The organism is Blattabacterium cuenoti (assembly GCF_014252355.1).
In the GTDB taxonomy this organism is placed as follows: domain Bacteria; phylum Bacteroidota; class Bacteroidia; order Flavobacteriales; family Blattabacteriaceae; genus Blattabacterium; species Blattabacterium cuenoti_AD.
Map to the genome: position 1 here is coordinate 11,069 of NZ_CP059217.1, position 12,569 is coordinate 23,637.

A 12,569-nucleotide genomic window follows, 5' to 3' on the forward strand; every position below is an offset into this window, starting at 1 on the left:
TACAACAATTACTAAAATAAATCAAATCAATATTTAAATTAATTGTGTTTTATCAAAAGCATCTAAACGTATCAAAATAAAAAGTAAAATAGTAAATGACCAAAATGAAGATCCTCCATAACTAAAAAATGGAAGAACAATTCCTATTGTTGGAAATAACCCCATCACCATTCCAATATTAATTAAAAAATGTATAAGAAAAATATTTCCAACAGAAAATCCAAAAATTCTTACAAATACATTTTTTTGTCGTTCTGATAAACAATATATCCTACTAATAAATAATAAATAAAATAATATTAATATTACACTTCCTACAAACCCCCATTCTTCTCCAACAGTACAAAAAATATAATCTGTATCTTGTTCTGGAACAAATTTTCCTTTTGTAATTATACCTTTTCTATATCCTTTTCCAAATAATTTTCCTGAACCTATAGCAGTTTTTGAATATAGTAAATTATATCCAATATTTTCTCTATATTGTCTATCAAATTCATTTTTAAATAAAATGTTAATTCTATCTTTATGATGTTGTTTTACAACATTTTTATAAAAAAATGGAAAAATTAATATACTCAAAAAACAAGTCAAAAAACAAAAAATATAAACTAATAAATTTTTTAATACATGTCTTTTCATAATTAAAAATATAATACTAAATATTAATAATAAAAATGAAATGATTATATAGTAAGAAATATTTAATGATAATGTAAAAATTATCATTAAAATTAATAAATATATTATAAATAATATAGATAACCCTTCTCTATATAAAGTAAGAATAAAAGAAATAAAAACAATTGAAGTACCTGGATCAGGTTGAAAAAAAATTAATATAGTAGGAATTAATATTATTAATAATGTATATATCCATATTTTGTTATTATATATTTTAACATTGTATTTACACAATAAATAAGCTATTATTAATGAAGTAGAAATTTTAGCAAATTCTGCAGGTTGAAAATTAATAGGACCTATCACATACCAAGATCTAGATCCGTTGATATTTTTTCCAAAAAATAATACTCCAATCAATAAAATTAATGTAAATAAAAAAAAATATGGAGAAAGATTTTTATAATATATTGGTTTAATAATAAAAATAATAAATACACATGCTAAACTAAAAATAATCCATATTAATTGTTTTTCTGATTTTTCACAAGAAACGGAATAAAGATTTAGATATCCAAAAGATATTATAATAATATAAATTAAAATAATGTATTTATCTACATTACCAAAAAAATTATTATTTCTTTTTATCAATTTTATTATTAGTATAATTTTTAAGTTGTGCTATATGAGTATATATTTTTTGTAATCCATTATTTAACATTTTATTTTCTAATGCTTGCCTTTTAACATAAGTATTAATATATTTTTCAGCGACTAAACTAGCTATTGGGCCAGCCCATTTAGCTCCATAACCTCCATTTTCTATAATTACAGAAATTGCTATTTTTGGATTATTTATTGGTGCAAATAAAATACATATTGAATGATCAGGAAGAGATATAATTTTTTTATTCACTTTAATAAAATTTTGAGTAGTTCCTGTTTTCCCGGCCATTCTAATATTCATAGATTTAAAATTTTTTCCAGTTCCAATAGAAAAAACTTTTTCCATTCCGTTGATTATTATATTAAAATATTTTTTATTAACTTTTGTATATTTTGCAGTCGTATAATTTGAATTAATTATTGGTTTATGATTAATATATTTTATTATATGTGGTGTATAAAAAAATCCTTTATTTGCTATTGCACAAACCATATTTGCTAATTGAATAGGAGTTATATTAATTTCTCCTTGACCAATTCCATTAGAAATGATTGTAAGAGCATTCCACTTATATTTACCATATTTTTTATTATAATATTCTCCATTAGGTATAATTCCTTTTTCTCCAGTAGCTAAATCATTATATAAATAATTTCCAAACCCAAAACTTTTAATAATATCTGACCATTCATTTACTCCTTTTGTTAGATTATTAGGATATTTTTCAATTATACGTTTATAAACTTGTGCAAAATAATTATTACAAGAAATAGCTACAGCAGTTTCAATTCCAATTGGTATTCCATTAAATCCAGAATGACAATGAATAATTTTATTTTTAAATCTAAATCCTTTATAACATACAAAATTAGTTTTTTTATTTACTACCCCCATTTGAAGACCAACTAATTCTGTTAATAATTTAAAAGTAGATGCTGGAGAATAACAAGCTTGCGTAGTTCTATCAAATAATGGATAATCTATAGTATTTTGCATTAATTTTTTCAATTCTTTACTTCTATTAAAATCTAAAAATACATTTGGATCATTAATTGGACTAGAAACTATAGATAAAATTTCTCCATTTTTTGGATTAATAGCCACTATTGCGCCTTTTTTTTGAAACATTAATTTTTCAGCATAATTTTGTAATTTCCAATCAATAGTTAAAGAAATATCATTACCACTAATTGCTTTAATATTATTTTTTTTATGATTATAACTACCAATAATACATCCATTTTTATCTTTTACCCAATATCTAATTCCTTTTTTTCCTCTTAATATTTTTTCATAATATTTTTCTACCCCAGCCCATCCAATAAAATCACCTATTTGATAATAGTTTTCTTTTTGATTAATAATAATGTTTGGACTAACTTCTCCTATATATCCTAAAACATTAGCAGAAGTAACTACGTTATAATCTCTAAGTGAACGTTTTATCCAATCAAATCCTTTATATTTATATAATTTTTCTTGTATAGACGCAAATTTTTCTTTTGAAATATAAGGAATAAAAACAGAAGGTAAATATTTTGAATATTCTGTTGCTTTTTTTAAATTTTCATAAAAAGTATGTTCATTTATTCCTAGTAAATTACATAATTCAATAACATTTAAATTATCATCTACTAACATAGGTATTACTAATAATTCATAAATTGATTTATTAAAAACTAGTAAATGATTATTTCTATCAAAAATATTGCCTCTTTCTGGTATAATAATTTCTTGTTTTATAGAAGTATTAAAGGCATTTAAAATATATTTTTCAGTATATATTTGTAAATAAAATAATCTAAAAATAAAAATAATACCTATAAAAATTAATAAAAAATAAAAGCTTTGTATTTTTTTCAAATATTTTTTTTGAAAAATAAAATCATACATAATATTAATGTAAAAATACTGCTAAATATTATTTTGAATATAAAAATTTTGTTTAAAAATATCCCATGAATAGTTTGCAATATAAATAAAATTCCATGGTGAACAATAATTAAAGTATATATAAATAATATTTTTTTTATAAAAAATAATTTATAAATAGAAAAATTTTTGTTAAAAATAAAATTATTTCCATCAAAAAATTTTAAAATTTTTAATCTAAAAAAAGCAGTAAAAGTAGAAGAAAAAGCATGCATCCCCCCAGTATTCAAATACTGATCAATTATCCATCCAATTAAAAATGATAATAATAAAACTATTAATTTTTTTTCATAAACAGGAATTTGTATAATAAATACAATATAAATATATGAATATAATCCTAAAAATATAGGATTTAACATTGATAATTGTAAAAAAACAATATATATAATATATACAAAATAAGATAAAATTCTTTGAATATAATTCATTATATTATGTTCAATTTTTGAACTATAAAATTACTTTTTTAGTTGAAGATTATATCGTTCTTGTTTAAATAAATTTTTTACAACATATGCATTTTCTAAAATTGAAAAATCTTCTATTAATTTTACTTTAATTATATAACTTGCATGTTCTTCATCAAAAGTATATGATGATACATGTCCTATAGGAATCCCTTCGGGAAAGGTTGAAGATTTTCCATCTGATTCTACTAAATCACCTTTAGAAAAGGTGGAATATTTAGGAATATCGTATAATATAACATATTTATAACTGTCACCATCCCAACTTATGGTTCCAAAATATTTATTTTTTTTTAATCTTGCGTTAATATGAATTTGAGTATTTAATAATGAAATAGCTACACTAAAATGAGGGGATGTCTTAATAATAATTCCAGCAATTCCATTAGATAATATTAATCCCATATCTATTTTTATACCATCTATACTACCTTTATTTATAGTAATAAAATTTTCTTGATTATTAATACTATTATTAATAATTTTTACAGGTGTATAATTATATTGTTGTAAATAATTAAAATTCGCTTTTTTAAAATCTTTAGATAATTTTTCTATTTTAGAATAAAAATTCTCTTGTTTTAATTTAGCATTTTCTTCTATTAATTTTTTATTTTCTATATCTAATAAAAAAAAATTTCTAAATTTATTCATAGCCTCAGAAATATTGCCAATCATATAATTAGAAGATCCAATATTATAATATTTTGAAAAAGATAAAAATAAAGATATTGATTCTAAAACAATAAATAAAATAATAAATCTCCATTTTATCAAAAAATGAAAAATATTACGCATAATAAATATTAACTCTATTTCATTAAAAAAGTAAATTTATCAATATTTTTTAAGGCTACTCCAGTTCCTTTTACTACTGCTCTTAGAGGATCTTCTACTAAAGAAACAGATAATCCAGTTTTTTTAGATAGTCTTATATCTAATCCTCTTAAAAGAGAACCTCCTCCAGCCATATAAATTCCTGTTTTATAAATATCAGCAGCTAATTCTGGAGGTGTATTAGATAATGTTTCCATCACTGCATCTTCAATTCTTACAATTGATTTATCTAATGCTGGAATTATTTCTTGATAAGATAAATTCATTTCCTTAGGTTTACCAGTTGGTAAATCTATTCCTTGTATATGAATATCATCTGGTGTATCATCAATATCTTCTATAGCGGCTCCAATATCAATTTTTATTTTTTCTGCAGTTCGTTCTCCAATATATAAATTATATTTATTTTTTAAAAAATAAGCAATATCATTCGTAAAAACATCTCCAGCTATTTTAATAGATTTTTTACAAACAATACCTCCTAAAGCAATCACTCCACATTCTGTAGTTCCTCCTCCTATATCAATAATCATATTTCCTTCTGCTTTTGTAACAGATAGACCAGATCCTATAGCCGCAGCCATAGGCTCTTCAATTAAATAAACTTCTTTTGCATTAAGATGTTGAGCAGAATCTTTAACTGCTCTTTTTTCTACTTCTGTAATTCCAGATGGAATGCATATAACCATAATTAAAGATGGTGTAAAAATTTTTTTATTTATTCCTGGTATTTTATTAATAAATTCTTTAATCATTAATTCAGCTACTTGATAATCTGCAATTACTCCGTCTTTTAATGGTTTAAAAATTTTAATATTTTTATGTGTTTTACCTTGCATTTCTTTAGCTTCTTCACCTACTGCTAATACATTATTAGTTCTAACATCTATTGCTATTATGGATGGTAAATCAACAATAATTTTATTACGATGCATTATAAGGGTATTAGCTGTCCCTAAATCAATGGCTATTTCCTGAGTAAAAATATTTTTAGTAATATTAATTAAACCCATTCCATATTAATTTATATAATCTTTAATTTAAATAGATTTTTCTAAATCTTAATAATTCAAAGGATTAAAAATCGATGTTATTTATTTTTAGTTTTAAAATAAATTTTTTATTATGAATAATCATTCTCTTTTTTTATCATTAAGTAGTAATAAAAAAAAATATATAAAAAAATCATATTATTTAATATCTAAATTAATAGGAACAATTATTATAAAATCATCTCTTTTTGAAAGTCAATTATATATATATATTGTTATACAAATTAACACTGAATTATCGCCTATTCAAATTTTAAAAACAATTTTGTATATAGAATCAATTTTAGAAAAAAAACAAAAAATTTCTATACAACAACCAGTTTTACAATTATATAATAATAAAGTTATTGATATTAAGATTTTATTATATGACAATATGATTTTAAATAGTGAAACTATTCAAATACCTCATCCTTTATTACATATTAAAAAATTTATTTTGATACCTATGTGTGAAATACAACCACTTAAATATCATCCAATATTTCATAGATCTGTATTAGAATTATTAGGAATATGTACAGATACAATCATAGTAAAAAAAATATAATTATTATATAAAAAATATATAATTTTAGTATATGAAAAATATAATATATTATTTATTTATTATTATTACTTTTATAAATATTCAATTATATGCACAATATAGTTGTAAAACTTATTTAAATAATTTGAAAGATAATTCTATTTATAAGTCTATAGAAAAAGAAATAGAACAAGATGCTCAAAAAAAAATTAGTAAAATTGTAAAAAAAATCATTCGTTAAAATATTATGTTAATCAACAAAAATTTAGTTTTTGGTCCATATAACACTTATATATTAATTAATAATTTTTTATTTGTATCTGGACAAATTGCTATCAATTTATATACCAAAGAATTTATATTTGATAATATAGAAAAAGAAACAGATCAAATTATGAAAAATTTGAAAATGATTCTTGCTACAGAATCTATGAATTTTGATAATGTTGTAAAAACTTCTTTATTTATAAAAAATATGAATAATTTAGAAAAAATTAATTTAATATATTCTAAATATTTTAATAACAATTATCCAGTTAGAGAAACTATAGGAGTATCTCAATTACCTAAAAATGCTAATATAGAAATATCATTAATTGCTTCTAAAAAAAAATAATTTATTAGTTATATAAAATATTACATGATATATTGAGATTTTTTATAGAAGTATCTTATAATGGAAAAAATTTTCATGGATGGCAAATCCAAAAAAATACAAATAAATCCATAGAAGGGGTATTAGAATTTTGTTTATCTAAATTATTAAAAGCTCCTATTAATATAATAGGAGCAGGTAGAACTGATACTGGAGTTCATGCTAAACAAATGTTTGCTCATTTTGATTATGAAAATCAAATTAAAAAATATTATTTGATTCATAGATTAAATATTTTTTTACCCAAATCTATTTACGTAAAAAATATTTTTCCAGTAAAAAATAATATACATGCAAGATTTTCTGCTATTAGTAGAACTTATCAATATTATTTAACATATAAAAATAATCCTTTTTTTAATGATATTTTATGGCATTGTTTTTATAAACTTGATTTCAGAATAATAAATCAAGCATCACACATTTTAATGCATTATAATGATTTTAGTTCTTTTTGTAAAAAAGAATTATATAAAACTAATAATAAATGTAAAATATATCGTGCTTTTTGGACAAAAAAAAAACAATATTTATGTTTTACTATTGAAGCAAATAGATTTCTTAGATCTATGGTTAGATCAATTATTGGAACAATAATTGACGTTGGAAGGCAAGAAATAAGTATAACAAAATTTATTAAAATTATTGAATTTAAAAATAATCGCTTATGTAGTCCAAAAGTCCCTGCACATGGATTATTTCTTTCTAAAATACTTTATCCAAAAGATATTTATATTAATCCATTTCATGGATAAAAAAATATATACATCTTATTTAATTCAATTTATAAAACTTAGTTTAGATCATAAACTTATTTTAAGTTTAACTATTTCTTTATCTATTTTAACATCATTTCTTTCTGCTTATCGTCCTAAATTAATACAAAAAGTCATAGATATACATATTATAGATAAAAATATTTTAGGATTACAAAATTTATTAATATGGATTTTAATATTTATTTTTTTAGAAAGTGTATTTAATTTTTTATTATTATATATTTCAAATATTCTTGCACAAAAAATTATTCAAACAATTAGAATTTTACTTTTTAATAAATTATTATCTTTAGAAGATACTTTTTTTATTACAAATTCAATAGGTAAATTAAGATCTTATTTTATTTCTGATATAGAAACTATTACAGTTATATTTAATGATGGACTACTTTTAATTTTGGGAGATATATTAAAAATTATTATAATTGCTATTATGATGTATACAGTACATCAAAAATTATCTTATATCATTCTTATTACTATTATAATGATGTATTCTATTACAATAATTTTTCAAAAATTATTAAAAATATTGTTTCATAAAGAAAGAAAAGCAATTTCACATTTTAATAGTTTTTTACACGAAAATATACTAGGAATGTCAATTATTCAACTTTTTAATAAAGAACAAGACAATTTTTTAAAATTTAAATATATAAATACAAATTTAAAATATATATATAATCAAACTATTTTTTATTTTTCTATTTATTTTCCAATAGTTGAAATAATTCCATCATTTTCAATTAGTTTAGTGATTTTATATGTTGGATATTATGCGATAGAATCTAAACATATTCAACCAGGACAAATTATTGCTTTTATATTTTTTATATATCTTTTATTTCGTCCTCTTCGTCAAATAGCAGATAGATTTAATATTATACAAAAAGGAATAACTGGTATGGAAAGAATTTTCTCTATACTAAATTATAATATAATAAAAAATAAAAAATTTATTAAAATTAAAAATTTTATAGGACATATTATTTTTGATAAAGTATATTTTTATTCTTTTAATGGAAAAATAATTTTAAATAAAATTTCTTTTGAAATTAAACATGGAGAAAAAATAGCTATAGTAGGAAATACAGCTTCTGGAAAATCTACTATTATAAATCTAATTTCTAGATATTATGAACTTAATAAGGGGAATATTATCATTGATGGATATTATATTCAAGATATTGAATTAGATAGTTTAAGATTTCATATTAAAACAGTAACACAATATCCATTTTTATTTAATGATTCTATTGCTAATAATATTTCTTTAGGTGATTCATTAATTACTATTAAAAAAATAGAAAACATGGCAAAATATATAGGTATACATCATATTATATCGTCTTTACCTAATGGATATAATTATATAGTTAAAGAACAAGGCAACATGTTATCTATGGGAGAAAAACAATTAATTTCTTTATTAAGAGTAAAAATGCATCCACATTCTATGTTAATATTAGATAATTCAACTACATTTTTAGATTTAAAATTAGAAAATATTATCTTTAATGCTATCAATATATTATCTGTTAATAAAACTTTTATTATAATTACTAATAGTATATCAATATTAAAAAAAATTGATAAAATATTAGTCCTTAATAAAGGTAATATTGTTGAAATAGGATCTCATAATTATTTAATTTCTTTAAATGGTTATTATAGTCAACTATATAATAAAATATAAATATTATTCATTAATTTTAATATAAGTTTTTTGATAATGATTTAATATCCAATTATACATTTTAATTTTTTGTTTTAAATATATTGTAAATGCTTTTAATTGTTCATAATCTTTATCAAAAGAATAAGATAATCCAGGAAATATATCTATTTTTTTAACAAAGAAAAATGTTTTTTTTCCATTTATTGTATAATCATCTAAATGAGATATTTTTCCAATTTTTAAAAAATCTAATTTATTCTTTATTTTTTCTATCAGATCACTTTCATTAACCCAAATATTAGTTTCAATATGAATATTATCTATGAATTGTTTTAAATATTGTTTTTGTTGATTGAATTCTTTTTTATCAAAATTAGATATATTTGTAATTTTAAATAATAAATACTTATTAACTAATATAGAAAATATTTTAATTTTTCTTTTTTCTTTTTTTAGAAAATAAAAATTGGAATTATATGTAAATATATTAGATATTTTATGTTTATCTAAATGATGAATAACATTTATAAATTTTTTAGGTAAAGAATGTTCTTGATTTATATTAATTACTTTTAAATTTAAAAATGAATAATTATGAAATTTATGTTTTTTAATGATATTTTTTTTAATTGTTTTTAAAATCATTAAAATATTATTATTTACAATATTTTTTATATTAAAATTTATATAAGAAATACATATTTTTTTTGGTAAAAAATGTAAAAATTTTTCTATATTATTAGAAACATATTTTACTTCTTTTGGAGTAACACTAATATTATGTATTTTTTTTTCAAAAAAAACATTCACTATATAATCAGATTTAATTTTATTCTCATAAAATTGTAATATATCTGGATTTAATTTGTTTTTATTATTTTTTTTTACTTTTAAAAAAAGTGTATTATAATATTTTTTTAATATTTTATCTTGTTTAGCATAATATAAAATTAATTTATTATTTAATAAATCATTTAATTTTGAATTAAAAAATGTTTTTGTATTAGAATGATTATCATTTAAATATGATTCTTTTTCAGAATTTAATAAAATTTCATTACCTATAATTGCATATATTCCGTCTATTTTTTCTAATGAAAAAGAATAAATAAATGAACAAAAAATAATTATTAAAAAAATTTTTTTAATCATATAATTTTTTATATTTAAAATAAACATTTTTTATACTTAATTTATGATACATAAATATATAGGTCCTGAAATAAATATATTTTTGAATGGTATCCCTCCACATTTTAATAAACAAATTAATAATTTTTTTAATAAAACAATAAATTTTGTTGTTGATGGAGCATATTCTTATTTAAAAAAGAAAAAAATAAAAATTGATTTTATCATTGGTGATTTTGATTCCATCAAACAAAACGATATAATAAAAATATATAAAAATAAATTAATTAAAACATTAGATCAAAATTATACGGATTTTGATAAAGCATTAAAAATTATTTATCAAAAAGGATTTTTAAATATTAATGTTTGGGGAGCAAGTGGAAAAGAACAAGATCATTTTTTAGGTAATTTATCAACAGCATTAAAATATAAAAATAAATTATCTATTATATTTCATGATAATCATCATTTATATTTTTTTACTAAAAAACAAGAAACTTTTTTCATTCCAAAATATAAACAAGTATCTTTATTTCCATTTACAAAAGTAAAAAATTTATTTGCAGAAGGCTTAAAATATCCTATAAAAAAAAACTTTTCAAGTTGGAAAACAAATAGGTATTAGAAATCAATCTATTACAAATAAAATACAAATTCAATATACCACAGGAGAATTATTAATATTTATAGAAAAATAAAATATTTATTTTTCTAACACGATTTTTTTAATTTTATTAATAATATTATCAGAATGTTGGTTTAAAATTATAAATTTATTATATGATGATATTGATTGCATAGAAATATGCATATATCCATGATAAATCATTTGAAATATATAAGCAGTTTGTTGTATTGGACGAAGAAATTCATCAAGAGTAAAATTATTTTTTTCTCCAGCATGAAATGATGTTTCATCTGCCCCAGTAGTAATAGATATTAATAAATGTTTTCCAGATAAAAAATTTTTTGTGGTGTATAATTCAGTAAATACTTTATCCTTCCACTCTTTAAAAAGAGATGGATAACTGTACCAATAAAAAGGAAATTGAAAAACAATACACTGAACAGAAAGAATTATTTTAATTTCTTCTATTACATTAATTTTAAAATCTGGATATAATTCATATAATTGTCGTATTAAAACATTTTTATTATATTTTATTATTATGTAATCTATAATATGTCTATTTAAAATAGATTGTTTTATATTAGGATGAGCTACTATAAATAGAATTTTATAATTCATTTAATAATTCTAATTTACAAATCATATTTTGAACTTGATTAGCCGATTGTATTAATAATAATTTTTCTTCTTTATTAAGATGTAATTCCAATATTTTTTCTATTCCATTTTTTCCTACTACAATAGGAACTCCTAAACATATATTACTTAAATTATATTCTCCATTTAAAAATACTGAACATGATAAAATTCTTTTAGAATCTTTAATAATAGATTCAACTATTTGTAAAATAGATGCGCCAGGGGCTAACCAAGAAGATGTTCCTAAAAAATTTACTATCTCTTCTCCTCCTTTTTTTGTTTTTTCAATTAAAACATTATTCTTTTCTTTTGAAATTAATTCATGAATAGGAATTCCTGATACTGATGTATATCTATATAAAGGTATCATATAATCTCCATGAGTTCCTAATAATACAGTGTGTATATCTCTTGGCGAACAATGTAATTCTTTAGATAAAAAATAACGATATCTTATTGAATCTAATATTCCACCCATACCAATAATTCTAGATGCATCTATTTTAGAAACGATATAACTAACATATGTCATAACATCTAATGGATTAGATACAATAATAAATTTTGTTTTTGGTGAAAAAATAATAGATTGTTTTGTAACAGATAAAATAATTTGTGCATTAATGTTGATTAATTCATCTCTACTCATTCCTGGAGTTCTAGGATATCCACTAGTAATAATAGTTATATCAGAATTTTTAGTTTTATCAAACTCATTATTAGATATACCTAATACTTTAGTATCAGAATGTAATAAAGGTAACATTTGAGCAAGATCTAAACTTTTGCCTTTAGATATATTTTCTTTTATATCTAATAATATAATTTGTGTAGCTAATTTTTGTTGAGCTAATAAAGTCGCGCATGATAATCCAACATTTCCAGATCCAATAATAGTAATTTTCATTTTTACATAACATTTTTCATATATAAATGTAT

Annotated in this window: 14 protein-coding genes; 6 read left to right on the plus strand and 8 right to left on the minus strand. The window is 19.8% G+C overall.

Annotated elements, in window-relative coordinates:
- Nucleotides 1–33: 33 nt before the first annotated feature.
- From rodA to H0H38_RS00065, 5 genes are read right to left on the minus strand one after another with little or no spacing between them, the layout of a single operon-like run.
- Entirely contained in the window at nt 34–1,278 is a 1,245-nt protein-coding gene (gene rodA, locus H0H38_RS00045) for a rod shape-determining protein RodA (RefSeq protein ID WP_185872765.1), read from the minus strand.
- The gene (gene mrdA / locus H0H38_RS00050; RefSeq protein WP_238785402.1) at nt 1,262–3,187 is read right to left on the minus strand and encodes a penicillin-binding protein 2; all 1,926 of its coding nucleotides are present in this window, start codon (nt 3,185–3,187) and stop codon (nt 1,262–1,264) included. Before mrdA ends, rodA begins: the two co-directional genes overlap by 17 nt.
- Nucleotides 3,154–3,657, minus strand: a complete 504-nt coding sequence (locus H0H38_RS00055; RefSeq protein ID WP_185872766.1) for a hypothetical protein — start codon at nt 3,655–3,657, stop codon at nt 3,154–3,156. Before H0H38_RS00055 ends, mrdA begins: the two co-directional genes overlap by 34 nt.
- Nucleotides 3,658–3,687: 30 nt before the next feature.
- Nucleotides 3,688–4,494 carry a rod shape-determining protein MreC gene (gene mreC / locus H0H38_RS00060; RefSeq protein WP_185872767.1) on the minus strand — a complete coding sequence of 269 codons (807 nt, stop codon included), beginning with the start codon at nt 4,492–4,494 and terminating at the stop codon, nt 3,688–3,690.
- Between the two features lie 14 nt (nt 4,495–4,508).
- Nucleotides 4,509–5,546 (minus strand): rod shape-determining protein, encoded by a 1,038-nt coding sequence (locus tag H0H38_RS00065; RefSeq protein ID WP_185872768.1) that lies wholly within the window; start codon nt 5,544–5,546, stop codon nt 4,509–4,511.
- 112 nt (nt 5,547–5,658) lie between these two features.
- Between H0H38_RS00065 and H0H38_RS00070 the strand changes: the two genes are divergently transcribed.
- From H0H38_RS00070 to H0H38_RS00090, 5 genes are read left to right on the plus strand one after another with little or no spacing between them, the layout of a single operon-like run.
- A complete protein-coding gene (locus H0H38_RS00070) occupies nt 5,659–6,135 on the plus strand; it encodes a 2-amino-4-hydroxy-6-hydroxymethyldihydropteridine diphosphokinase (RefSeq protein ID WP_185872769.1) in 477 nt (158 codons plus the stop codon).
- A gap of 31 nt (nt 6,136–6,166) precedes the next feature.
- On the plus strand, nt 6,167–6,355 hold the full coding sequence (locus H0H38_RS00075; protein ID WP_185872770.1) for a hypothetical protein: 189 nt from the start codon (nt 6,167–6,169) through the stop codon (nt 6,353–6,355).
- 6 nt (nt 6,356–6,361) lie between these two features.
- Nucleotides 6,362–6,730, plus strand: coding sequence for a Rid family detoxifying hydrolase (locus H0H38_RS00080; protein ID WP_185872771.1), 369 nt, complete (start codon nt 6,362–6,364; stop codon nt 6,728–6,730).
- 32 nt (nt 6,731–6,762) lie between these two features.
- On the plus strand, nt 6,763–7,524 hold the full coding sequence (truA, locus tag H0H38_RS00085) for a tRNA pseudouridine(38-40) synthase TruA (protein WP_185872772.1): 762 nt from the start codon (nt 6,763–6,765) through the stop codon (nt 7,522–7,524).
- Nucleotides 7,517–9,244 (plus strand): ABC transporter ATP-binding protein, encoded by a 1,728-nt coding sequence (locus H0H38_RS00090; protein WP_185872773.1) that lies wholly within the window; start codon nt 7,517–7,519, stop codon nt 9,242–9,244. Before truA ends, H0H38_RS00090 begins: the two co-directional genes overlap by 8 nt.
- 3 nt (nt 9,245–9,247) lie before the next feature.
- On the opposite strand, the gene H0H38_RS00095 is transcribed toward H0H38_RS00090, so the two are convergent.
- Nucleotides 9,248–10,378 carry a hypothetical protein gene (locus H0H38_RS00095; RefSeq protein WP_185872774.1) on the minus strand — a complete coding sequence of 377 codons (1,131 nt, stop codon included), beginning with the start codon at nt 10,376–10,378 and terminating at the stop codon, nt 9,248–9,250.
- Between the two features lie 43 nt (nt 10,379–10,421).
- On the opposite strand from H0H38_RS00095, the gene H0H38_RS00100 reads away from it, so the two are divergent.
- The gene (locus H0H38_RS00100; protein WP_238785403.1) at nt 10,422–10,985 is read left to right on the plus strand and encodes a thiamine diphosphokinase; all 564 of its coding nucleotides are present in this window, start codon (nt 10,422–10,424) and stop codon (nt 10,983–10,985) included.
- Nucleotides 10,986–11,063: 78 nt separating this feature from the next.
- Here H0H38_RS00100 and H0H38_RS00105 read toward each other — a convergent pair whose 3' ends face one another.
- Nucleotides 11,064–11,609: an NAD(P)H-dependent oxidoreductase gene (locus tag H0H38_RS00105; protein ID WP_185872775.1), complete on the minus strand. Its 546-nt coding sequence runs from the start codon at nt 11,607–11,609 to the stop codon at nt 11,064–11,066.
- Nucleotides 11,599–12,537, minus strand: coding sequence for a malate dehydrogenase (locus H0H38_RS00110; protein WP_185872776.1), 939 nt, complete (start codon nt 12,535–12,537; stop codon nt 11,599–11,601). Before H0H38_RS00110 ends, H0H38_RS00105 begins: the two co-directional genes overlap by 11 nt.
- Nucleotides 12,538–12,569 lie beyond the last annotated feature (32 nt).

What these genes read in the sequence shown, in the direction of transcription:
- mrdA (WP_238785402.1), bottom strand. Translation starts at nt 3,187, where the DNA reads ATGTATGATTTTATTTTTCAAAAAAAATATTTGAAAAAAATACAAAGC.
- H0H38_RS00090 (WP_185872773.1), top strand. Translation starts at nt 7,517, where the DNA reads ATGGATAAAAAAATATATACATCTTATTTAATTCAATTTATAAAACTT.
- H0H38_RS00070 (WP_185872769.1), top strand. Translation starts at nt 5,659, where the DNA reads ATGAATAATCATTCTCTTTTTTTATCATTAAGTAGTAATAAAAAAAAA.
- H0H38_RS00075 (WP_185872770.1), top strand. Translation starts at nt 6,167, where the DNA reads ATGAAAAATATAATATATTATTTATTTATTATTATTACTTTTATAAAT.
- H0H38_RS00110 (WP_185872776.1), bottom strand. Translation starts at nt 12,537, where the DNA reads ATGAAAATTACTATTATTGGATCTGGAAATGTTGGATTATCATGCGCG.
- H0H38_RS00100 (WP_238785403.1), top strand. Translation starts at nt 10,422, where the DNA reads ATGATACATAAATATATAGGTCCTGAAATAAATATATTTTTGAATGGT.
- H0H38_RS00080 (WP_185872771.1), top strand. Translation starts at nt 6,362, where the DNA reads ATGTTAATCAACAAAAATTTAGTTTTTGGTCCATATAACACTTATATA.
- H0H38_RS00055 (WP_185872766.1), bottom strand. Translation starts at nt 3,657, where the DNA reads ATGAATTATATTCAAAGAATTTTATCTTATTTTGTATATATTATATAT.
- H0H38_RS00065 (WP_185872768.1), bottom strand. Translation starts at nt 5,546, where the DNA reads ATGGGTTTAATTAATATTACTAAAAATATTTTTACTCAGGAAATAGCC.
- H0H38_RS00105 (WP_185872775.1), bottom strand. Translation starts at nt 11,609, where the DNA reads ATGAATTATAAAATTCTATTTATAGTAGCTCATCCTAATATAAAACAA.
- mreC (WP_185872767.1), bottom strand. Translation starts at nt 4,494, where the DNA reads ATGCGTAATATTTTTCATTTTTTGATAAAATGGAGATTTATTATTTTA.
- H0H38_RS00095 (WP_185872774.1), bottom strand. Translation starts at nt 10,378, where the DNA reads ATGATTAAAAAAATTTTTTTAATAATTATTTTTTGTTCATTTATTTAT.